The sequence below is a fragment of the Amycolatopsis tucumanensis genome, assembly GCF_021654135.1.
Classification (GTDB): Bacteria; Actinomycetota; Actinomycetes; order Mycobacteriales; family Pseudonocardiaceae; genus Amycolatopsis_E; species Amycolatopsis_E tucumanensis.
The window spans coordinates 23431-45666 of the sequence record NZ_JAKGSD010000015.1 but is presented as its reverse complement, the minus strand read 5'-3'; the positions used below and the strand labels follow the sequence as shown (position 1 = coordinate 45666).

At 71.7% G+C, this 22236-nt stretch carries 19 protein-coding genes and 1 tRNA gene; 9 read left to right on the top strand and 11 right to left on the bottom strand.

The features are described from left to right. Positions 1 to 43: 43 nt before the first annotated feature. The 4 genes from L2C96_RS16995 to L2C96_RS16980 form a co-directional block, all read right to left on the bottom strand. Positions 44 to 490 carry a hypothetical protein gene (locus L2C96_RS16995; RefSeq protein ID WP_237336890.1) on the bottom strand — a complete coding sequence of 149 codons (447 nt, stop codon included), beginning with the start codon at positions 488 to 490 and terminating at the stop codon, positions 44 to 46. Between the two features lie 1041 nt (positions 491 to 1531). Next, on the bottom strand, positions 1532 to 2593 hold the full coding sequence (locus L2C96_RS16990) for a DUF6414 family protein (protein ID WP_237336889.1): 1062 nt from the start codon (positions 2591 to 2593) through the stop codon (positions 1532 to 1534). A 709-nt stretch (positions 2594 to 3302) separates the two neighbouring features. Beyond that, positions 3303 to 3376: transfer RNA gene (locus tag L2C96_RS16985), tRNA-Pro, on the bottom strand. A gap of 357 nt (positions 3377 to 3733) precedes the next feature. Continuing rightward, positions 3734 to 4426, bottom strand: coding sequence for a DJ-1/PfpI family protein (locus tag L2C96_RS16980; protein WP_237336888.1), 693 nt, complete (start codon positions 4424 to 4426; stop codon positions 3734 to 3736). A gap of 90 nt (positions 4427 to 4516) precedes the next feature. Between L2C96_RS16980 and L2C96_RS16975 the strand changes: the two genes are divergently transcribed. Continuing rightward, a complete protein-coding gene (locus L2C96_RS16975) occupies positions 4517 to 5482 on the top strand; it encodes a GlxA family transcriptional regulator (protein ID WP_372491229.1) in 966 nt (321 codons plus the stop codon). An 11-nt stretch (positions 5483 to 5493) separates the two neighbouring features. Here L2C96_RS16975 and L2C96_RS16970 read toward each other — a convergent pair whose 3' ends face one another. Then, the gene (locus L2C96_RS16970; RefSeq protein WP_237336887.1) at positions 5494 to 5931 is read right to left on the bottom strand and encodes a hypothetical protein; all 438 of its coding nucleotides are present in this window, start codon (positions 5929 to 5931) and stop codon (positions 5494 to 5496) included. Between the two features lie 281 nt (positions 5932 to 6212). Here L2C96_RS16970 and L2C96_RS16965 point away from each other — a divergent pair, with 281 nt between their 5' ends. Both L2C96_RS16965 and L2C96_RS16960 read left to right on the top strand, forming a co-directional pair. After that, on the top strand, positions 6213 to 7166 hold the full coding sequence (locus L2C96_RS16965) for an alcohol dehydrogenase catalytic domain-containing protein (protein WP_237336886.1): 954 nt from the start codon (positions 6213 to 6215) through the stop codon (positions 7164 to 7166). Positions 7167 to 7237: 71 nt separating this feature from the next. Further along, positions 7238 to 8473, top strand: a complete 1236-nt coding sequence (locus tag L2C96_RS16960) for a glycosyltransferase family 87 protein (RefSeq protein WP_237336885.1) — start codon at positions 7238 to 7240, stop codon at positions 8471 to 8473. Here L2C96_RS16960 and L2C96_RS16955 read toward each other — a convergent pair. From L2C96_RS16955 to L2C96_RS16930, 6 genes are all read right to left on the bottom strand, one after another. Continuing rightward, positions 8433 to 9761 carry a type I glutamate--ammonia ligase gene (locus L2C96_RS16955; RefSeq protein ID WP_372491228.1) on the bottom strand — a complete coding sequence of 443 codons (1329 nt, stop codon included), beginning with the start codon at positions 9759 to 9761 and terminating at the stop codon, positions 8433 to 8435. The two genes, L2C96_RS16960 and L2C96_RS16955, sit on opposite strands and share 41 nt — an antisense overlap. Beyond that, the gene (locus tag L2C96_RS16950; RefSeq protein WP_272882771.1) at positions 9755 to 11458 is read right to left on the bottom strand and encodes an IucA/IucC family protein; all 1704 of its coding nucleotides are present in this window, start codon (positions 11456 to 11458) and stop codon (positions 9755 to 9757) included. Before L2C96_RS16950 ends, L2C96_RS16955 begins: the two co-directional genes overlap by 7 nt. A 53-nt stretch (positions 11459 to 11511) precedes the next feature. Continuing rightward, the gene (locus tag L2C96_RS16945; protein WP_237336883.1) at positions 11512 to 12792 is read right to left on the bottom strand and encodes a lysine N(6)-hydroxylase/L-ornithine N(5)-oxygenase family protein; all 1281 of its coding nucleotides are present in this window, start codon (positions 12790 to 12792) and stop codon (positions 11512 to 11514) included. Further along, positions 12789 to 14207 (bottom strand): pyridoxal phosphate-dependent decarboxylase family protein, encoded by a 1419-nt coding sequence (locus L2C96_RS16940; RefSeq protein ID WP_237336882.1) that lies wholly within the window; start codon positions 14205 to 14207, stop codon positions 12789 to 12791. Before L2C96_RS16940 ends, L2C96_RS16945 begins: the two co-directional genes overlap by 4 nt. A 147-nt stretch (positions 14208 to 14354) precedes the next feature. Beyond that, entirely contained in the window at positions 14355 to 15305 is a 951-nt protein-coding gene (locus L2C96_RS16935; RefSeq protein ID WP_237336881.1) for an LLM class F420-dependent oxidoreductase, read from the bottom strand. After that, positions 15302 to 17386, bottom strand: coding sequence for a S9 family peptidase (locus tag L2C96_RS16930; protein ID WP_237336880.1), 2085 nt, complete (start codon positions 17384 to 17386; stop codon positions 15302 to 15304). The genes L2C96_RS16935 and L2C96_RS16930 overlap by 4 nt, the downstream gene beginning before the upstream one ends. Before the next feature lie 102 nt (positions 17387 to 17488). Between L2C96_RS16930 and L2C96_RS16925 the strand changes: the two genes are divergently transcribed. The 6 genes from L2C96_RS16925 to L2C96_RS16900 all read left to right on the top strand — a co-directional run bounded on the left by L2C96_RS16925 (position 17489) and on the right by L2C96_RS16900 (position 22236). After that, entirely contained in the window at positions 17489 to 17836 is a 348-nt protein-coding gene (locus L2C96_RS16925) for a VOC family protein (RefSeq protein WP_020419979.1), read from the top strand. 8 nt (positions 17837 to 17844) lie between these two features. Then, the gene (locus L2C96_RS16920; RefSeq protein ID WP_237336879.1) at positions 17845 to 18195 is read left to right on the top strand and encodes an ArsR/SmtB family transcription factor; all 351 of its coding nucleotides are present in this window, start codon (positions 17845 to 17847) and stop codon (positions 18193 to 18195) included. After that, positions 18192 to 18674: an SRPBCC domain-containing protein gene (locus L2C96_RS16915; RefSeq protein ID WP_237336878.1), complete on the top strand. Its 483-nt coding sequence runs from the start codon at positions 18192 to 18194 to the stop codon at positions 18672 to 18674. The genes L2C96_RS16920 and L2C96_RS16915 overlap by 4 nt, the downstream gene beginning before the upstream one ends. After that, positions 18671 to 18943, top strand: a complete 273-nt coding sequence (locus L2C96_RS16910) for a YciI family protein (RefSeq protein WP_020419982.1) — start codon at positions 18671 to 18673, stop codon at positions 18941 to 18943. Before L2C96_RS16915 ends, L2C96_RS16910 begins: the two co-directional genes overlap by 4 nt. Positions 18944 to 19049: 106 nt before the next feature. Then, the gene (gene rocD, locus L2C96_RS16905; protein WP_237336877.1) at positions 19050 to 20255 is read left to right on the top strand and encodes an ornithine--oxo-acid transaminase; all 1206 of its coding nucleotides are present in this window, start codon (positions 19050 to 19052) and stop codon (positions 20253 to 20255) included. 607 nt (positions 20256 to 20862) lie between these two features. Next, entirely contained in the window at positions 20863 to 22236 is a 1374-nt protein-coding gene (locus L2C96_RS16900) for a DUF2252 domain-containing protein (RefSeq protein ID WP_237336876.1), read from the top strand.

Genomic DNA, 22236 nt, shown 5'->3' with positions numbered 1-22236 from the left:
GCGTCATCGACACCAACCAACTCGGGTGACATGCCTTGCCGCGTCAGGTCCACGACGAGTCCTCACGCAGCTGCAACCCTGGCTTGTGTCGCACCCTGCACGGCACGCCAGCACCGCCGCCTCGGCATGGCAGCCGCATAGACGTCGGCTGCCCGCAGATGACGTGCCAACCGCCGGTGTACTCGTGGCGGGCGAGGAACACTCGGTCCCCGCTGTCCGCAGTGGCCTGGACCGTCCGGTCGGCGTAGGTGCGCTCGACGGTGTAACGGTCGACAACATCGGACACCGTGTCATCAGCAAGCATCCAGGGCTTGACTTCCAGCACCGCACCGAGAGCTGGCGACGTGGTCATCTCGCACTGCCACTGTTCAGCAGCCTCCGCTTCCTCGCGTGCCTTTCGGGCCGCCGCGTCAGCCCGCTCGATCTCCCATCGCGAGCGCCCCTGAGACCGCTTGCTGTGCGTTCCGCACGGCTGCTGATTCTTGTTCACACACTGCTCGCCGGGCGCAGCCTGGCAACGAATTTGGTCTCACCGTAGGTGACGGACTCAAAACCAACCACCAGCTCAGTGATGGGACCGTACTTGCGAACCGCCTCAGCCGGAGACAACCGGTCAGTAACGGTCACCCAGCCATGCTCAGTCCACTCCCGCCCCGTCACGGGATCGCCAACTCGCGCCCACGCAATAGGCTCGCCGCACCAACCGTCACGCAAACCTCGCCACTCATGACCCCCATCCTGCCCCGGCGACCCCAGCAGGGCACCGCGCCGGCGGACCGTGGCAGCTGTGTGCATCACCGATCGAGCTTGGCCACCTACATGTCCTTTGTCGGCCCGGTGGCCGTCCGCACCAGCGATCACGGTCCAGCCCGCACCATCGAGCTCTGGATCTCGCGGAGATCTCGGGGGCTCGTCAGGCGCTGCGCAAGTCGATCTGAGGTGTGCACACGACCTGGAGTTTGTGCCGCTGGGTGTCCAGTCCACGGCCGCGCCGGGGCCCCTGACGTGAGGGCGGACAGCGGCTTGGGCTCGCTGTTGGTAGACCAGGCCCAGGTCCTGGAAGTCGTGGCGCCATTCGTAGGGCTTTCCCCCCGATGAGCGCATGTCAGACAAACGCGAACGTGTTTGCATGGTTGCGTCTTCGATTCAAATCAGTTGGCCAAGAAGCAGCCGAGCGGGAGCCGTTAGGCGACCCCACTTGCCACCGGAAGCATGATCCACTCCAGAATCGCTCCTGCACGCGCCTGCTGATCTTGAAATCGACGAGGCTGAGCGACCACGAATGAAACACGAAAAAGCCCGCTGACCTGGGCTTTCACCCAGAGCCAGGGGGCTCCCACAGACCGTCGGGCTGACAGGATTTGAACCTGCGACCCCTTGACCTTATTCGCCCCTCTCCCGGCCTGGCGCTGACTCCTTCGATGGCCGCTGACCTGCGGTTTTTCCTCTCAACGCTTGCCGGTGCCTGTCATGCCCTGGATGTGTCGTGTGGCATGAATGTGGTATCCCCAGCGACCGCCACACGAACTCCTCAGAGCGACTCCGTATCCACTGGCGCTACCGCTCGATAGACAGCGATAGGAACAATGGTGAAGCCTGGATGCTGCGGGATGTTGAGAAATCCTAGACGCCCGAACTGCGAGAGAGTTGTGCTCATTTGTCTAATAAAGTTCCCGCGATTAAACTTTTCAGCAGTCCCTTGCATGAAATTTTCGAACTGCTGCTCCGGCGTTTCTTCCGCGGTTTGAACACTTCCACCACTAGAATAGTGGCCTATCGTGCCAACGATAGTCCAGGGCTGACTGTCCAGGCCAAAATTCGCCGCGACGACGTCCGGATCGGCATCGAGGTATCGCCGTTCTCGTTGAAGTCGGGCAGCCATAGAGACGGATCCATCGCCGCCGCTACTAAATGCATACATATTCAAGCCAGGAGGTACAATTCCCCGGATTGTGCGCATTAGGGCACGGACGTAATCCGTAGAAATGCCAATGTCAGATCCGAAGTCGTACATCCGCGATTCGACATCAGCGGCGCCGAGGTCGGGAATCTCGGCGCCTTTGGGGCCGCGAATTTGCAATATCGCATCTTCAATCGCCTGCTCAGAGGTGTCAGGCAAGGCGCGCATCGCGGCCGCGAGGACCTCCGATCCGAACCACTGCACGCCGTTGATCGTGAGCGAAAGGTTGAGAAAAGATTCCGTCAGGTACTGACTGTCCAACAAGTAACAATCAGCGGTGAGGCGAACTAAAGATCCCTCCGGATGTTTCTTTTTTAGTTCGTCGTGCAACCCAGGGTTGTCAGCTCGGAACGATTCACTAACATCTTGTAGCCAAGCGCCTTCTAGGACGGCTTCAAGATCGGGGAAAAGACTGTCCAGCACGGACCGTTGCGTAATGACTTCTCGGCTATTTTCTGCGCCGAGACCGATCGCTTTATCCCACCCCAAGTTCCTCTTGCCACCGGTCTTCTCGGACAAACTGGTATCTTCTGGGACGCCCCACTCAAGCTGTCCGGCGATTGACTTCACTTTGTCGACATCTAGATATAGGTAGTCGCGCAGGATCGGAACTGGCTCTTTTCTTGAACTCATGCGTACTATCTCGCAAGATAGGCGTTCCGCGTTACGAGGCTGTCCCGCCCCTGCAAGACCTGCGCTTGGTGGTCATCCCGTCGCCTGATGGCGTCTCGATCACGCCGCGCTGGGGCCGCAACCTCCGTGCTCATCCGCCGGCCGAACTTGCCAACCTTGCGGCCCCAGCGCGGCGTGATAGCCATCAGGTCAGGCGACGGGATGACCACCAAGCGCCCACCCTGCCAGCGCAACCGGGCCTGCACTCCCCTGGTCATCCTGGAGCCTGCCTGCCCGGCGAGGGCATCTTTCAGCGTTGCACTGGCGGCCCCTTCGGGATAGAGCCGCTGGCCTCCTCACGCCCCCGCAGCCCGCGGAGGACCGGCCGCCAGGCCGCATGCCTCCGCTTGGGCTGCGGGCAAAGGCGCTGAGGCCAGCGGCCCCGGAGGGGCCGCCTTGAACAAGTAAGGAAACTCTGAACACGCGTGCTCACCAACCGGCCGGACAGGTCGAACCAACAGGCGGAAGCTCGTAGACCGGAGTGAAGGTCGCCGAGCACTGCCGACGTTCTAGACCTCCGGCGGACCGCCGCACTGGACAAGCGGGCAGCCTGACAACGGCGAACAACGAGAACCGCCCCGTGTGGCATGAATGTGGCATGCCCCGGGGCGGTTCTTGTGTAGAAAAAGCGAAAGCGGCCCGTCTACCTGCGTAAACGGACCGCTGCCGGTCGGGCTGACAGGATTTGAACCTGCGACCCCTTGACCCCCAGTCAAGTGCGCTACCAAACTGCGCCACAGCCCGGCCGTCGTCTCCCCGAGGGGCGGCGACGGGGGATAGCTTATTACGGACCGCACACAGCCCGGTAGCGGGGTGCCCTCAAGTCGCTGGCCTGCGAGGATCCGCGGGACCGCACCCCCAGGACGGTCCCACGTCCCCTCAGCCGAGGGGCGCCCACGTGCCCCAAACCGCGGACGAACCCACGTCCCGGCCGCACCCCAGGACGGTCCCACACCCCGAGAGCCGCCCCGGCCATGGACCAGCCCGCGTCCCCACTCGTGCACGGCCACACCCCACGACGTGTCCCACACCCCGAGGGCCGCCCCGGCCGGGGACGGACCCGGGAGGACCCGCGGCCCCGCCCGCCGAAAAATCAGCGCCTCAGACGTGCGCGGCCAGTCGCTTCTGGAGATCCGGCGCCTCGGCCAGCGCCTCCTGCACCCAGGTCGCCGACAGGCCGGCGAACAGCTCCCTCGGCGCGGCCGACCAGTCGAGCGGCCCGAAGGGCGGCTCGGGGTCGTACTCGACTCCGAACTGCAGGATCTTCGCGACGTCCTCGTTGCTGAAGCGCGCCGCCAGGTGCAGTGCCATGTCGATCCCCGCGGACACGCCCGCCGCGGTCAGTACCGCGCCCTCGTCGACCCAGCGGCGCTTCACGGGTGTCGCGCCGAACTCGCGCAGCGCCTCCAGGAACGACCAGTGCGTGGTGGCCTCCCGGCCCTCCAACAGGCCGGCCGCGCCCAGGATCAGCGCGCCCGTGCAGACCGACGCCGTCACGGTCGCCCGCGCGCTCGCCGAGCGGACGTACTCCACCAGCCGCTCGTTCGTCAGCGCCCGCAGCGTGCCGGCCTGCCCACCGGGCACCACCAGGGCGTACGGCGCCGGCACGTCATCAAAAGTGCGGTCCGCGCCCAGCGACACGACCGCGTCCGTGGCGACCGGTTCCAGCGTCTCGGCCACCACCGCGGTCTCGAACGACGGGTCGGCCTGCCGCAACGACGCCAGGACCTGGAGCGGGCCGATCAGGTCGAGGGGCGTGAGCCCGGGGTACAGCAGGAAAGCGATCGTCTTCATGCACCGCAGCCTGGCCCGCGCGACGGCCCGATCGGCCCCGGATGTCCGAAAACCTGGGATCGTCGTCGCACGGACGGCTACCCTTGCGCCATGCGCCGGATGGTCATCGTCGGGTACGAGGACGCCGCCCTGCTGGACATCGCGTGCCCGGCGGACGTCCTCGACGCCGCCAACCGCTACGGCGCCACCCCGGCCTACGAGGTCACCCTGGCCAGCCTCGACGGCCGCCCGATCCGCTGCCAGAACACCCTCACGCTGGCCGCCCAGGCCCGGCTCGACCGGCTCCGCGGCCCGGTCGACACCCTGATCGTCGCGGGCGGCACGGGGCACGCGAAAGCCGCCGCGGACGTCAAGCTGACCACCCACGTGCGCCGGGTCGCCGCGACGGCCAGGCGCGTCGCGTCGGTCTGCACGGGAACCTCGGTGCTCGCCGCGGCGGGCCTGCTCAACGGACGGCGCGCGACCACGCACTGGATGTGGGCCGGCATGCTCGCCCGGCAGTACCCGGACGTCACCATCGACCCGGCGCCGCTGTTCATCCAGGACGGCAACGTGCACACCGCGGCGGGCGTGACGAGCGGCCTGGACCTCACCCTGTCGTTCGTCGAGGCCGATCACGGGCCCAGCCTGGCGCGCGAGGTGGCGCGCGGACTGGTCACGTACCTGCAGCGGCCGGGCAACCAGGCGCAGGTGAGCATGTTCCTCGCCGCGCCGCCGCCCGAGCACCGCCTGGTGGCCGACCTGGCGGCCCACATCACCGCGCACCCGGACGGCGATTTGTCGACCCGGACGCTGGCGGAGCGGGCGGGGTTGAGCGAGCGGCAGCTGACGAGGCTGTTCCAGGAGCACCTCGGGACGCCGCCGGGCCGGTTCGTCAGACGCGCCCGGACCGAGGCCGCGTCGCAGCTGCTGGCCACCACGGACCTGCCGCTGACCGCCGTCGCGCGGCGGTGCGGGTTCAGCTCGGCCGAGACGCTGCGGCAGGCGTTCGTGGAGCTGTGCGGGACACCGCCGTCGGCGTACCGGCGGGTGCACCGGCGGGCCGGAGTCGCCTGAGCCCCGCTACGTCAATTCCCCGGCCAGGGACGCCCGCCCAACCGTTCCGCCATCCGGTACGACTCGCGGACCTCCGCCCAGGCGTGTGCCGACACCCCACGCTGGTACGCAGGTTCGCGTCCCGCAGCGCTGCCAGCGTGCCACTGCCCGCGGGGAACATCGCGAGCGCGGCGTCGCCGAGCAGCGACACCGGTCCGCGGGCCAGCAGCCGTGCGGAAGGGACGTCCGCAGGGGAGGAAGACCAGCGACGGCACCGAGACGCCCGCGATGATCTCACCGAGCACCGAACCAGTCTCGCGCGCAGCGGCCAGCAGGGCCTCGCCGTCCGCCCTGGCGAGGTCGCCGCAGAATCCCTGCCACCCCAAGGCCATGCTGCGGCGCATGCCGTAGTGGATGATCCGGCCGAGCCCGGTGGTGAGCACCTGGCGGAAGGTGAGCTGTTCGGTCATCAGCAGCGGCGGGCCGCCGGGCAGTCCGCTGGTCTCCCGGTACAGGCGGGGGCAGGCAGTCCCGCAGGAGGTGGTCGGCCTCCGGATCGAGGTGGATCCGGTAGCCCTGACCGCGGGCGAACGGGTGCGGGTCGCGCTCGTACACGGCGACGCCGTGCAGGCCCCGCGCGAGGGTCAGCCCGCTCAGCCCGGCGCCGACGATGGTCACGCGGCAGCTACCGAATGGCGGGGTGAGCAACACCGATGATCAACACCGATGCCGGCGGGCCTACCTTGGGCTCATGCGGGCCGTAGTGATCGACTCCCACGGAAGCTTCGACTTGGAGCGGCGTCCGGAACCGGTCGCGGCGCCGGGGAGCGTGGTGGTCCGGGTGCGCGCCGCCGGCCTCAACGCCGCTGATCTGCAGCAGGCGCGGGGTGACTACCCGGCACCGCCGGGATGGCCGGCCGACGTGCCCGGCCTGGAGGTCGCCGGCGAGGTCGAGCAGGTCGGGCCCGGGATCTCGGACATCGCGCCAGGGGACCGCGTCATGGCGCTGGTCGGCGGTGGTGGCCACGCCGAGCGGATCGCGGTCCCCGCCGATCTGCTGCTGCCCGTGCCGGATGGCCTGCCGTGGGAGGAGGCCGCCGGATTCCCCGAGGCGTTCAGCACCGCTTGGGACGCCCTGGTCACCCAGGCGCGGATCCGGGCAAGCGACCGGGTGCTGATCACCGGCGCGGCGGGCGGGGTGGGCACGGCCATGGTGCAGGTCGCCGCGATCTCCGGCGCCCACACCGTCGCCAGCGTGCGCCGTCCGGAACTCCACCACCGCGTGCGGGCGCTCGCTCCGGACGGGCGGATCGACGTCGTGACCCCGGACCAGGAGGCCGGCCACGCGCCGTACGACGTGATCGTCGAACTGGTCGGCGGCGACGACTGCCTGCGGCGGATCGGCCTGCTCCGCAGCCGCGGCAAGGTTCTCGTCGTCGGGGTCCAGGCCGGGAGCACGGCGCCGCTGCGGATGTTCGACCTCATGCTCGCGCGCGCCCAGCTGATCGGCACCACCATCCGCGGGCGCTCACCCGCCGAGAAGGCGCTCCTCGCCGCCACCGTACGCACGTCGGTGGTGCCCCTGCTGGCCGAGGGGCGCCTGCGGGTGCCCGTCGACGCGGCCTTCCCGCTCGGCCAGTTCGCCGACGCCTACGCCCGCCTCGCCCAGCCGGGCAAGTTCGGCAAGATCATCCTGCTGCCCTGACGATCTCTCACCCGCCGGGAGCGGGCACCACGCCGCGAGCGGGCGTTACCGAATCTCTACAGTAGTGCCTGATGCGCAAATACCTGTGGCTGGTCCCGGTGCCCTGTGCGGTCTGGCTCTTCTTCGCGGTGCAGGGCATGATGCACTACCTGCCCACCCGCCCCCAGATCGACCTCGAGGTCTACCGCTACGGCGTGCAGGCCTGGTGGGACGGCCGCGACATGTACGGCACGCTGCCGGAGGTCGCCAACGGCGCGGAACTGCCGTTCGTCTACCCGCCGTTCGCCGCGCTGCTGCTGTCGCCGCTGGCGATGCTGCCGTGGGACGCCTCCGTGGTGACCCTGTACATCCTCAACGGCCTCAGCATGTTCGTCACCGTCTACCTGGTCGCCCGCGCGGTCCGGCCGCAGCTCGGGCGGGACGGGGGCGTCGCCGTCGCGTCGGTCGTCCTCCCGCTGACCGTCTTCCTCGAGCCGGTGAGCCAGACGTTCGGCTTCGGGCAGGTCAGCATCATCATGATGGCCCTGGTCACGATCGACTGCCTGGCCGGGCGCACCCTCTGGCCGCGCGGCTTCGGCATCGGGCTGGCGGCGGCCCTCAAGCTCACCCCGGCCGCGTTCGTGTTGTTCTTCCTGATCCGCCGCGACTACCGGTCGGCCATCACCTCGGCCATCACGTTCGGCGTCGCCACCGTGATCGGGTTCGTCGCGGACTTCGGCGGCTCCATCCACTACTGGTTCCAGGGCGGCCTGAGCGGCGGCGGTGTCAGCGGCACCGCGTTCGCCACCAACCAGGCCATCGAGGCGGTCATCGTGCGCACCGGGCTGACCGGCGCGGCCGAGAAGGCCGTGTGGATCGTCCTGGTGCTCGGCCTGCTGGCGCTGGTCGCGAACGCGATGCGCCGCGCCGAGCCCGCACTCGCGTTGATGGCCAACGCCGGCCTGGCTCTGCTCGTCTCCCCCACCTCGTGGTCGCACTACTACGTGTGGGTGGTCCCGGCACTGGTCGTGGTGCTCGGTGTCACCGTGCGCCGCGCGCTGGACCGCTCCTGGCTCGCCGTGGCCTGGTTCGCCTGGGGGGCGCTGACCGCGGTGTTCTTCGTCTGGGCGCCGTTCCACAACCTGCCGGAGACCGACTTCCCGGTCGTGCACCGGGATTGGACGTTCCCCGAGCAGCTGTCCGCCGCCACCTACGTCCTGGTCGGCGTCGCCCTGCTGCTGGCCTTCGCGATCCCCCGCCAGAAGGCCCGCGAGCTGTCGATGCCGGTCACGCCCGCAAGGCGCCCCGCCGGCGCTGCCAATCGGTGACCGCCCCACAACCGGCCGCCAGTTCGGCCCGCAGCAACGCCTCCTGCTGAGCCGCGACCTCGTCACCCAGCAGCTTCGCCACGCGGTCCAGCCCGGACAGCGCCTCCCACGGCGCCTCCGGCAGCGCGCCCAGCACCTCCCCCGCGGTCGGCAGCGGCAGCGCCTCCTCGATGCCCGCCCGGCCCGCCGCGAGCAGCGCCGCGACCACCAGGTGCGGTTGCGCGTCGGCGCCGGCGAACCGGAACTCCAGCCGGAGCGACGCGTCCCGACCGGCCATGCGCACCGACGCCGTCCGGTCGTCGACACCCCACCGCAGCTCCCGCGGCGAGAACGGCGCCGTCCGCAACCGCACGTAGCTGTTCCAGGTGGGCGCCCACACCGGCGCGAGCGCCGCCGCGTCCCGCAGCACCCCGGCGAGGAACGACGCCATCACCGGCGACAACGCGGTCCCGTCCCCCGACGCGGGCTCCCCCGCCACCGTGGACAGCGACAGGTGCACGTGGCACGAACACCCCTGCCCCGGCTCCGGCGCCGCCAGGTAGGCCGCGGACACCCCGTGCTCCGCGGCCACCGACCGCACGATCAACTGCTGCAACAAGGCGTCGTCACACGCGGCGAGCGCATCCCGGTGCCGCAACACGATTTCGTACTGCCCGGGATGGCACTCGGCACGCGCGGACTCCACGCCCAGCCCGGACCGCTCCAGCGCCACCCGGAGATCGCGCAGCAGCGGCCGCATCCGCTCGGTCCCACCGACGGCGTAGTCCACCCCGTGCGTGCTCAGCGGCCCGTCGGCGTCGCTGAACACGACCTCGTGCTCGAGCCCCGCCGACGGCACGTACCCGAGCGATTCCAGCGCCGTCAGCTGCTCGGTCAGGACCCGGCGGGGCGCCGCCCGCGCCGGTTCGCCGTCCGGCCACTCGACGTCGCACACGATGCCGCACACCCCGTCCGGCAACGCGGTGATCGTCGCCAGGTCGGGCCGCATCCGCAGGTCGCCGTAGCCGTCGACGTAGCGGGCCAGCGGGCTATCCGCGCCGAGCGGCAGCGCCTCCCGCTCGACGTCCCAGGCGAAGACATACGTGCAGATCCCGTAGCCGCCGGTGAGCACCTCCTCGGTCACGAATCGCCCGGACAGCTCGACCGCGGCGAACCGGGCGTGCGGGTCGGGCACCAGCAGCAGCACCCGCGGCACGTCGCCCCGGTCCAGCGCCGCGCGCATGCCCCGCGCGGCCGCCTCCCGCTCGGCGACCGTGCGCGGCCCGACCGGGCGCGGCGCTCTCACCACGCCCCCGCCGGGTCCGGGGCGTGCAGCGGGTTCGGCACGCGGCCCCACCGCACGTCGAACTCGTCGTCGCGGTCGACCTTGTCGAATCCCTGCCCGGCCAGGTGTTCCCGGTTCAGCGTGACCCGCTCGACGTCCGGTGCGAACAGCAGGCACCGGTCGAACCGCTCGGCCACGTCCGGGTTCTCCGCGCGGTACCGGCCGACGACCTCGCGCACCAGCTCCCAGAACCGCGCCCGCGGGAAGGCCAGGTCGTCGAGCAGGATCTCGGCCCAGAACCGCAGCTGCCCGGAGAACACCGAGCTGAACAGCGACTGCGCGAGCAGGTGCGCCGGCCAGCGCAGCATCTCGTCGGCGGCCTCCGGCGCGAGCAGCCGGTAGCAGTCGAGGTCCTCGTCGAGCAGGTCGACGCCCTGCGCGAAGTCCTTGATCGCCACGCGCAGCGGCCGCCCGTGCTCGTCGACGATCAGGATCAGGTTCTGGCCGTGCGGGCAGAACCCGACGCCGTAGCGCAGCAGCCACTGCAGCAGCGGGGTGAGCAGCAGGTCGAACACCGTGCCGAGCCAGCGTTCCGCGCCCCAGCCGGCCCGCTCGATCAGCCTCGTGACGACCGACGCGCCGGCCGGGTCTCGGTAGGGCAACGCGGCGAACGAGATCGCCTGCTCGCCCTCGGCCAGCCGCGACAGCAGCGGCTCGCGCCACAGCGCGCCGAGCGTTTCGTGGAACCGGTACGGCAGCTCGTCGATCGCGCCGAACAGCGGGTGCTCGACCGACACGCTCGCGACCTCGCCGAGCAGCTCGAACCGGTACTTCTCGCTGAGCAGCGGATCCGCCGCGCCGACCCGCTTGAGCCAGCTCGTCACCGCGGGCCCGGCGAGCGTCGCGCCCGACGCGAGCCCGCGGTAGACCAGCGTGTTGCGCACCGAGACCGCGGTCTTGACGTCGTGCCGGTCCGGCCGGGACACGTTCGCCAGCGTCCGGACCGTCTGATGTGGACGGTAAGCGTCGCGGGACTCGCCCAGTTCGATCACGACGCCGGTGGCGAGTTCACCGGCGTAGAGCGTGCCGAGGACCTCGTCCGCCTGCCACGGGTGCACGGGCACCCACACGTAGTCCGCGGGGTCGGCGAGGCGGGTGAACTCGGCGCGCTGGTCGTCGTCCAGCTCCCCGGCGAACAACCGATCGGCCGAAAGCTCCTCGACGCAGCGGAACCGCGCGTGGTCCCGGTGCACGGCGAACCACCGCAGCCGCACGTCGGCCCCGGCCTCCGGCGCGTACCGGGCGCGGTCGTCCGCGGAGAACCCGACCCGGCCCTTGTTGAGCACCAGCCGCGGATGCCCGGTCAGGTGCCCGTCGGCGAGGTTGTAGTCCATCGTGGACAGTTCCGCGGCGCTGGGCGCGCGGCGCAGGCGGGCGGCCTCGTTGGTCACCGTGGCCGTCAGCTCGGCCAGTACGTCCGCCAGCCGCAACCCGGACAGGCCCAGCTCCTTGCGGGCGTCCACCACCAGCACCCGCGGATCGGTCGCCGGTTCGCCGTCCCGCAACGCCGACCCGGGCTCCACCGTCCACGACTCGAACGCGCCGCGCCGGGCCCGGAACTCGTAGGTCACCTCGGGCAGCTTCAGCCGCCACAGCCTGCGCTCCTCGTCGTCCGCGGGCTCGGGGCGGAACAGGCCCTCGTAGGACAGTTCGCCGAGCATCTTGTGCACGACCAGCGTGCCGGCCGCGCGCCACGCCTGGGCAGTTTCCACGCTCACTCCTCCAACCCGAACCGCGTGAACGCCGTGCGCGACGGCAACCGGTAGACGGTGCGGCCGCAGACCGCGTTGACGATCGAAGCGGCCCGCCACGCCGCCAGCCCGAGGTCCGGCGCACCGACCCCATGCGTGTGCCGTTCCGCGTTCTGCACGAAGATCGCGCCGCCGATCTCCGGCGCGAGCCGCAGCCGGTAGTCGCGCTCGACGACCGGGCGGCCGCTGCCGTCCCGCGCGACCGCGTCCGCCAGCGGCCCGAGCACCCCGTCCAGCGGCCGCTCCCGGTAACCGGTGGCGGCGACGACCGCGTCGGTCACCCAAGTCGCGGTGCTGCCTTCCTGCCGGTGCCGCAGGCCCAGCGCGATCCGCTCGCCGTCGCGCCGCGCGGACACCACCTCCACGCCCGGCGTCAGCGTGACGCCCGGCCAGCCGCCGCCGACCGAGCGGCGGTACAGCTCGTCGTGGATGTCGGCGATGGTGTCGGCGTCGATCCCCTTGTACAGCTGCCACTGCGCGGGCAGCAGCCGGTCACGCTCGGCCTCCGGCAGCCGGTGGAAGAAGCGCGTGTAGTCGGGCGTGAACTGCTCCAGCCCGAGCTTGGAGTACTCCATCGGCGCGAACGACACCGTCCGCGTCACCCACCGCAGCCCGTCCGGTTGCTTGCGGTGCCGCAGCAGGTCCAGGAACACCTCCGCGCCGGACTGGCCCGAGCCGACGACCGTCACCGCGGGCAGCGCCAGCAGCCGTTCCCGCTCGGACAGGTACTCCGCGGAGTGGATCACCGGCACGTCCGGATCGCCGGCGAGCGCGCGCAACGGTTCCGGGACGCGGGGTTCGGTGCCGATGCCGAGCACGACGTTGCGCGCGCTGATCTCCCCGGCGGACGAGCGCAGCCGGAACAGCCCATCGCGCCACTCGATCCCGGTGATGTCGGTGCCGAACCGGCAGCTGTCCAGCCGCTGCGACACCCAGCGGCAGTAGTCGTCGTACTCCGCGCGCGGGATGTGGAAGCGTTCGGCGAAGTAGAACGGGAACAGCCGGTCCTTGGCGCGCAGGTAGTTCAGGAAGGACAGCGCGCTGGTCGGATCGGCCAGCGACACCAGGTCGGCCAGGAACGGCACCTGCAGGGTCACGCCGTCGAGCAGCAGGCCGGGGTGCCAGCGGAACTCCGGGCAGCGGTCGTACAGGGCGACGGTCAGGTCCTCGACCGGCTCGGCGAGCGCGGCCAGCGACAGGTTGAACGGGCCGATCCCGACCCCGGCCAGATCGACCGGAGTCACCGCAGGACCACCTCGGCGGGTTGCGCCGCGGCGGCCGCGACCACCGACTCCAGCAGCGGCCGGTAGTCCTCGGCGCTCGCGTGCGGGTGCAGCAGGGTCAGCTTGAGCCACACGCCGTCGGACATCGTTGCCCTGCCGACGATCGCGGTGCCCGCCTCCAGCAATGTGCGGCGCACCCGGGCGACCAGTTCGTCGTCGGCGTCCACCGGTTTGAACAGCACCGTGGACAACGTCGGCGCACCCCACAGCCGCAGGCCCGGGTGCCGCTCGATCATGGCCGCGACTTCGGCCGCGGTGGCGCAGCAGTGCTCGACGAGCGCGCCCATGCCGTCGATGCCGAGCGCCCGCAGGGTGACGGCCATCCGGAACGCGTCGGGGCGGCGGGACGTGCGGATCGAACGGCCGAGCAAGTCCGGCAGCCCGGCCTCGGTGTCGTCGTCCGCGTTGAGGTACTCGGCGCGCACCGACAACGCCGACAGGTCCGCGGCGTTGCGCACCGCGAGCAGGCCCGCGGAAATGGGCTGCCAGCCGAACTTGTGGGCGTCCAGCGCGACGGAGTCCGCTTCGTCCAGGCCGTCGAGGAGGGGCTTCAGCTTCGCGCTGCACAGGGCGAGTCCGCCGTAGGAGGCGTCGACGTGCAGGCGCGCGCCGTGCCGACGACACACCGCCGCCAGCTCGCGCAGCGGGTCGATCTCGCCGGTGTCGGTGGTGCCCGCGGTGGCGACCACGACCGCGGGCGAGCCGAGTTCGCGCAGGGCCTCCTCCAGCGCGGCCGGGCGCATGCGTTCGCCGTCGCAGTCCACCAGGACCGGCGCGGGCAGGCCGAGCAGCCACGCGGCGCGGGCGACGCTGTGGTGCGCGTTGCGCCCGCACAGCGGGCGGACGGCCGGCTCCGGCTCGCGCGCGAGCAGCAGCCCGAGCAGGTTCGACTCGGTGCCGCCGGTGGTGACGACGGCGTCCGGCGCGGGGGCGTCCGGGTAGCAGAGCCGCGCGATCAGGGTGACCAGCTCGCGTTCGATCTCGCTCGCGACCGGGGCCTGGTCCCACGAGTCCATCGACGGGTTGAGCGCGCTCGCCACGACGTCGGCGGCCACGGCGACGGCGAGCGGCGGACAGTGCAGGTGCGCCGCGCACGCCGGGTCGGCGGGGTCGACCGAGCCCGCGGCCAGCAGCCGGGACATCTCGGAAAGCGCTTGCGCGGCTCCGACACCGGTGGCCCCGGCCAGCGGTTCCGCGCCGGTCAGGGCCGCCACCCCGGCCGCGACGGCAGCCGGCCCGCCCGCCGGACCCGGTCCGCCGCGTTCCGCCGCTCCCGCGCCCATCGCGTCGAGGACCAGCGGGATCAGCTCGGCCAGCCGCCGGTGTCCCGCGCGGCCACCGGCCAGCCCGGCGCTCTCCGGTATCGATTCGCCCACTCACCGCTCCTTAGGTATGCCTACGCTAAGCCACGATACGGACACCGTGCGCCGCGGGCACACCCCCGGCGGGCACGTTCCTCCCAAAGTGCCCGCCCGGGGAGCGTTAGTCATGCCGCCAAAGGGGTCACGGCGGCGTGTGCCGGGTCACCGGGGCGCGAGCGCCTCCACCTGCCGCACCGGGTCGTCGCCGGTGGGCAGCAGGGCGATCACCGGCGTGGTCAGCCCGTTGTCCACATAGGACTGCACCTTCTCCCGGCACTCCTCGGGGCTGCCGTGCACGACCAGGTCGTCGACCACCTCGTCCGGAATCACCTCGTTCGCCCGTTTCCGGTCGCCAGCGCGCCACGCCTCGTGCATCGGCGCGAGCGCCTCGCCGCGGCCGAGCCAGTCGTGGAACGCCGCGTACACCGGCACGGTGAGGTAGCTGCTGATCAGCATCCGGCCCAGGCCACGCGCGGCTTCGCGGTCGGTGGTCGGGCAGACGAAGATCCGCGCCGCCAGCTCGGTGTCCGGCCCGATCTCGGCGCGCACCTGACGGACGTCGGCAGGCGAGAGCCAGTTCGTGATCGCGCCGTCGGCCTCCTTCGCGGCAAGCTTGAGCATGCCGGGCCGCAGCGCGGCGAGCATGATCGGCGGCGCCGGCTCCGGCGCGCGCTCGAGCCGGAACTTGCTCACCGAGAACGTTTCGTACTCCGCCGTCACCTTCTCCCCCGCCAGCGCGGCACGCAGGAACCGCAGCGTGTCCCTGGTGCGGGCGAACGGTTTGGCGAACTCGGCGGCGTTCCAGCCCTGCACGATCACCGGCGAGGACGCGCCGATGCCGAGCACGAACCGGCCGGGCGCGGCCTCCGCCAGAGTCGCCGCGGACATCGCCAGCAGACCGGGCCCCCGGGTGTAGACCGGCACGATCGCGGTGCCCAGCCGCAGCTCCGGCGCCCACTGCGAAGCCAGCAGCAGCGGCGAGAACGCGTCCGTCCCCGCGGTTTCGGCCGACCACGCGTCGGTGTAACCGAGCGCGGGCAGCCGCTCGATCAGCTCACGGTGCGCAGTGAGCGGCACCCCGGTCAGCGGAATCGTGATTCCCCAGCGCTTCATCGCGCAGCAGCCTCCAGCTCTCGTTTGATCCAGTCCACCTGGACCTTCATCAGGTTCTCCGCGACCTCTTCGGCCTGCGGCGTCATGTGGGTCGCGCCGACCAGCGGCAGGAACACGTGCGGGCGGCCCGCGGCCAGCAGCGCCGAAGACAGGCGCAGCGCGTGCGCGACGAACACGTTGTCGTCGGCAAGGCCGTGCACGATCAGCAACGCGCGCCGCAGCTCCGGCGCACTGGCGATCAGCGAGTTGCGCTCGTAGGACTCCGGCTCCTCGTCCGGCACGCCGAGGTAGCGCTCGGTGTAGTGGGTGTCGTAGAGGGACCAGTCGGTGACCGGCGCGCCCGCGACCGCCGCGTGGAAGACGTCCGGGCGGCGCAGCACGGCCAGCGCGGACAGGTACCCGCCGTAGGACCAGCCGCGGATCGCGACCCGGGACAGGTCGAGCTCCGGGTGGTCGGCGGCGACCGCGTGCAGCGCGTCCACCTGGTCGGTGAGCGTCACCTCGGCCAGCTCGCGCACGATCTCCTTCTCCCACGCCGGCCCCCGGCCCGGGGTGCCGCGCCCGTCCGCGACGAGGACCGCGAAGCCCTGGTCGGCCAGCCACTGCGAGGTGAGGAAGGCGTTGCGGCTCTGCAGGACGCGCTGCGCGTGCGGGCCGCCGTAGGGGTCGAGCAGGACGGGCAGCTTGCCGTCCCCGGGCCGGTACCCGGTGGGCAGCAGCAGCGCGGCACGCAGGCCACGCTCGCCGACGGTGAGCCATTCCGGGTCGGGTTCCAGGCCCGGGTCGACCGGGTAGGAGCGGACCTCGGCGAGCGGGCGGCCGTTGCGCAGCACGGTCACTTCGGGGCCGCTGCGGCGCAGGCTCCACGACGACAGCACGGTGATCTCCGCGGTGCCCGCGCCGACGTGCACGCCGTCGGCGTCGGACAGCCGGGTCACGCCGTCCGGGCCGGTGCGGTAGACGTGGATCTGCGTCGGGTCGCTTTCGCTCGCGCTGAACAGGACCTCGGCGCCGACGTGCAGCACCGAGCGGACCTGCAGGCCCGGCTCCGTGACCGGTTCGCCGTCGACCACCAGCCGGTAGCTGCCGTCCGCGGCGCTGACGTGCACGAGCCGCCCGTCGGTGGTCCAGGCGGGCACGCCGGGCACGATCTCGACCCAGTGCGGATCGGTCTCGGTGTGCAGCAGCTTGGTGGAGCCGTCGGCGGGATCGACCGCGTAGAACGCGAGTTCGCGCTGGTCGCGGGGCTGCACGGCGAGCAGCGGCGGGCCGCCCGCCGACCAGTGCACCGCGACCAGGTACTCCCAGTCGCCGCGCTCGACGTCCACGCGGGTGCCGTCGAGGCCGAAGAAGGCCAGCGAGACGTCGACGTTCGTGGTGCCCGCCGCCGGGTACGCGACGGTGTTCGCGCCGGCCTCGGGGTGGGCCGGGTCGGAGATGGTCCAGCGAGGCACGTCCGCGCGGTCGGTGCGCTCGACGAGCAGGGTCTGCCCGTCGGGCGACCACCAGTAGCCGCGGGCGCGGCCCAGTTCCTCGGCGGCGATGAACTCGGCCAGGCCCCACGCGATGTCCTCGCCGTCCTCGCCGGCGACCACAGTGTCTTCGCGCGTGGCGAGGTCAATGACGCGCAGCTTGCGATCCCGGACGTAGGCGATGTGGGTGCCGGTGGGGTTCGGGCGGGGGTCGACGACCGAGGTGTCGACCAGTTCGGTCACCTCGCGGCTGCCCAGGTCGACGGTGTAGAGCTTGCCGGACAGGGAAAAGGCGGCCAGGCGGAACTCGTCGTCCACGGCGTAGCCGACCACGCCGCCCGCGCTCTCCCGCATGCGCTCGCGGCGGGCCCGCTCCTCCGGCGGCAGCTCCTCCTCGCCGGGCAGCAGCTCGGCCGCGTCCACGACCTTGGTCTCCCCGCCCCGCGTGAGGTCGAGTTCCCAGAGGCTGTTGCGCCGGTCGGTGCCGGACTCCGAACGCAGGAACAGCAGGCGCGACCCGTCGGGCGCGACGCGGAACTCGCGCGGGGTGCCGAGGGTGAAGCGCTGGGTGCGGGCCTGCTGGCGGAGGAAGGAGAGCTCGTCGGTCACGCCTCGCACTCTGTCAAACGACGCCCGGTCTTGGCGAGCGACGGTTGACTCTTTCTGTCAGTATTCGCTAACGTTAGCGAATACTGACAGAAAGGATCGATCATGGGACAGCAGGTCGCGTTCTTCGAAGTGATCAGCGCGAACGCCGAACGGGCGCGGAAGTTCTACGCGGAGCTGTTCGACTGGCAGGTCGACGCCGACCCGGCGATGGGCGGCTACGCGCTCGTCGACACGGGCGGGGGCATCGGCGGCGGGATCGGGCCCTCGACGGGCCCCGGCGACACCGGCGTCAAGATCTACATGCGGGTCGACGACCTCGACGCGTACCTGGACCGGGCGGAGCGGTTGGGCGGGAAGCGGCTGGTGCCGCCCACCGACCTCCCCGGCGACTTCGGGCGGTTCGCCATCTTCGCCGACCCGGACGGCAACCAGGTCGGACTCTGGGCGTAGGAGCGGGCATGACGGACGACGAGCGGACGGACGAGGCGCTGCGGGCGCTCGCGGAGCCCAGGCGGCGCGCGATCCTCCGGCTGGTCGCCCACGACGAGCTGGCCGCCGGCGAGATCGCGGAGTCCTTCGACGTGAGCCGCACGGCGGTCAGCCAGCACCTCACCGTCCTGAAGAACGCGGGACTGCTCGACGAGCGGCGCGACGGTACCCGCCGGCTCTACCGCGCCCGCCCGGACGGCCTCGCCGGGCTGCGGCAGTTCCTCGACGACATGTGGACCTCATCCCTCGACACGGCCCGGCGGCTGGTCGAAGCTGAGCGGGGGATCGGCGAAGACGACACGGCGAGAGGTTCGGCATGACCGACATCCTGAGCCGGCCGCCGGTGCGGCAGGCGACCCTCGTGCGCAGCGACGCCGCGCACACCTTCGACACGTTCGTCCGCACGATCGGCGTCTGGTGGCCGGTCGAGCCGTTCTCCCGCGGCGGGGACCGGGTGCGGGACGTGACTTTCGAGCGCCGCACGGGCGGCCGCGTCTACGAGACGTGGGACGACGGCACCGAGCACGACTGGGGCGAGGTGCTCGCGTGGGACCCGCCGGAGCGGTTCACCATGACCTGGCTGGTCACCCCGGCGCCCACCGAGGTCGAGCTGACCTTCCGGGCGCTGGGCCCCGCGCTCACCCGGGTCGCGGTGGAGCACCGCGGCTGGGAGGCGCTCAGCGACGAGCAGGTGCGGGCGTCCTGCGCACTCGACGGCGGTTACGCCGGCGGCGCGTTCACCGAGGGCTGGGCGCGGATCCTGGGCCGGCTCACCGAAGCGGCGGAGCGTGCGGCATGAAGTACCTGGTGTTCTACGAACCGGCGGACAACGTCCTGGAGCGCGGCGCCCCGCACATGGACGCCCACTCGGCGCGGATCCGCGAGTTCCACGCCCGTGGCGACCTGCTGCTCGTCGGCACCCTGGAGAACCCGCAGGTGAACGGGTCGCTCAGCGTGTTCCGCACCCGCGAAGCCGCGGAGGAGTTCGTGGCAGGCGACCCGTTCGTGCGCAACGGCGTGGTGAAGAACTGGTACGTCCGGGAGTGGAACGAGGTACTGGCGCCCTGAGCGATGCAACGAACCTCCGGAATCACGCCCAAGTGCGCAACGATCAGCCCGTCGAAGCAACGATCGACGGATGATTCCGGACGTGAAGTGCCCTTAGCCTGAAGGCATGACGACCTCCGCGGCCGAGTTCATCGCGCTCGACGAGCGCTGGAGCACGCACAACTACCACCCGCTGCCCGTGGTGATCGCCGAAGCCGACGGCGCCTGGGTCACCGACGTCGAGGGCCGCCGGTACCTCGACTTCCTGTCCGCCTACTCGGCGCTGAACTTCGGGCACCGGCACCCCGCCCTGATCGCGGCGGTGCAGGAGCAGCTCGGGCGGGTCACGCTGACCTCGCGCGCGTTCCACCACGACCAGCTGGGCGCGTTCTGCCGCGAGCTGGCCGAGCTGACCGGCACCGAGATGGTGCTGCCGATGAACTCCGGCGCGGAGGCGGTCGAGTCCGCGCTCAAGATCGCCCGCAAGTGGGCCTACGAGGTCAAGGGCGTGCCGGACGGGCGGGCCGAGATCGTGGTCGCCGGGTCGAACTTCCACGGCCGCACCACGACGATCATCTCGTTCTCCACCGACGAGACCGCGCGCGCCGGGTTCGGACCCTACACCCCGGGGTTCACGGTGGTGAAGTACGGCGACACGGCGGCACTGCGCGACGCGATCACCGAGCGCACCGCGGCGGTGCTGCTGGAGCCGATCCAGGGCGAGGCCGGGGTGCTGGTGCCGCCGGAGGGGTACCTGGCGGAGGCGCGCCGGCTGTGCGACGAGACCGGGACGCTGCTGATCGCCGACGAGATCCAGTCCGGGCTGGCCCGCACCGGCACGCTGCTCGCGCTGGAGCCGAGCGGGGTGCGCGCCGACCTCTACACGCTGGGCAAGGCGCTGGGCGGCGGGATCCTGCCGCTGTCCGCGGTGGTCGGCCGCCAGGACGTGCTGGGAGTCCTCAAGCCGGGCGAGCACGGCTCGACCTTCGGCGGCAACCCGCTGGCGTGCGCGGTCGGCCGGGCGGTGATCAAGCTGCTGTCCACGGGCGAGTTCCAGCAGCGGTCGGTGGAGCTGGGCGCGCGCATGCACGCGCGGCTCGGGGAACTGGTCGGGCACGGACTGGCCGAGGTCCGCGGCCGCGGCCTGTGGGCGGGCATCGACATCACGCCGGGCGGGCTGTCCGGCCGCGAGGCGTGCGAGGCCCTGGCAGCGAAGGGGCTGCTGGCGAAGGAAACACACGGCGCGACGCTGCGGCTGGCGCCACCGCTGGTGATCTCGGAGGCCGATCTGAACCGGGGGCTGGACATCCTGGAGGAGGTTCTGGCCGGCTGACCGCTGCCGTGGGACCCGCCGCGGCGCAGGTGGCGCTCGCGGGCGCGAACTCGCGGGCCGGAGCGGGGGCCTCGCCGAGCGGGGGGCCTCGCCGAGCGGGGGGGCCTCGCCGGGCGGAAGTGGGGGCCTCGGCCGGGCGGGAGCGCAGACTCGCCCCCGGGGGGCGAACTCTGGCTCTCGCCGGGCGGGAGCCGGGCCTCGCCGGGCGGGCGCGGAACCCGCCGCCTGGGCGCTGACGTGGCCCTCATCACCGCGAGCGCAACTCGCGAGCGCAGCGGGGCCACGCAGGGCGCGAGTTGGGGCCCGCCACCGCGAGCGCGGAACCCGCCACCGCGAACGTGCAACTCCCGGGCGGGAGCCGGGGCCTCGCCGGGCGCGAGCACGCAACCCGCCGCCCCGGGCACAAAACGTGGCCCCCGCCACCGCGAGCGCGCAACTCCCGAGCGAAGCGGAGCCTCGCCGGGCGCGAAGGTGCCCCTCGCCGCGCGAGCGCGCAACTCGCGGCCGGGCGCGGGCGCCTCGCCGCGCGGCACCGCGGCACTCGCGCGGCGCGGCTGAAACCGTCCACCCCTCCCGTACGTTGTGCAGGCAACGGAGGGAGCAGGGGATGGAACGGGCACTGGTGCCGGGTGAGCTGAGCGATCCCGAGGAGCTGCACGCGCGGGGCCGGGAGCTGGGGGAACGCACGCCGCCGACGGCGCACGACCACGCGGCCGCCGGGGAGCACCGGCCGTCGGTCGCCGAGTTCGTCGAGCACAGCAACGCCGGCCGCCTCGGCGACCTCGTCCCGCTGCGGATCGGGCGCATGATCGCCTCCCCGTTCGCGTTCTTCCGCGGCGCGGCCGGTTTGATGGCCGCGGACCTGGCCGGCACCCCGCACAGTGGACTGTCCGCCCAGATCTGCGGTGACGCGCACGCCGCGAACTTCGGCCTGTACGGCACGCCGGACGGCCAGATCGTCATGGACATCAACGACTTCGACGAAACCATCCGCGGGCCGTGGGAGTGGGACCTCAAGCGCCTCGCCGCGAGCCTGGTGCTCGCCGGGCGCGAGGGCGGGGTGTCCGAAGAGGACTGCCGGGACGCGGCCGAGGACGCGGTGAAGTCCTACCGGCGCGTGGTGCGCCAGCTCGGCGAGGCGTCGTTCCTGCGCTCGTGGAACGCGCTCGCCGACGCGGACGCGCTGTCCAAGGTGAAGGCTCACGACCTCGCCGACGAGTTCAGCGAAGCCGCCGAGAAAGCGCGCCGCAACACCAGCGCCCGCGTCGCGGCCAAGTGGACCGAGCGCATCGACGACCACACCACCGGCCTGAGCCACCACCGCTTCGTCGAGGACCCGCCGGTGCTGCGGCACGTCGACGAGCCGACCGCGGACGCCGTGGCCGACGGGCTGGTGTCCTATGTGCACACCCTGCGCGAGTCGCGGCGCAACCTGATCGCCCGCTACCGCATCGCCGACGTCGCCTTCCGCGTCGTCGGCACCGGCAGCGTCGGGTTGCGCAGCTACGTCGTGCTGCTGCACGGCAACACCGACGAGGACCTGGTGCTGCAGGTCAAGGAGGCCCGCCCGTCCGCGCTCACGCCGTACCTGCCGGAGCACCGCGCCGAGCACGAGGGCCAGCGCATCGTGCACGGCGCCCGCCTGGTGCAGGCCGAGACGGACATCCTCCTCGGCTGGACCACCATCGAGGGCAGGCCGTTCATCGTGCGCCAGTTCCGCAACATGAAGGGCGCGATCGAGCCCACCGAGCTGGGCGGCAAGGACCTCGACGACTACGGCCGCCTGGCCGGCGCGCTGCTCGCCCGCGCGCACATCCGCTCGGTCCACCCGCGGCTGCTGGCGGGATACTTCGACGGTGACGACCAGCTCGACGAGGCCATCGGCCGCTACGCGGTGCGCTACGCCGACCAGACCGAGTCCGACCACGCCGAGCTGGTCACCGCGGTCAAGAACGGCCGCTTCCCGGCGATCACGGACTGA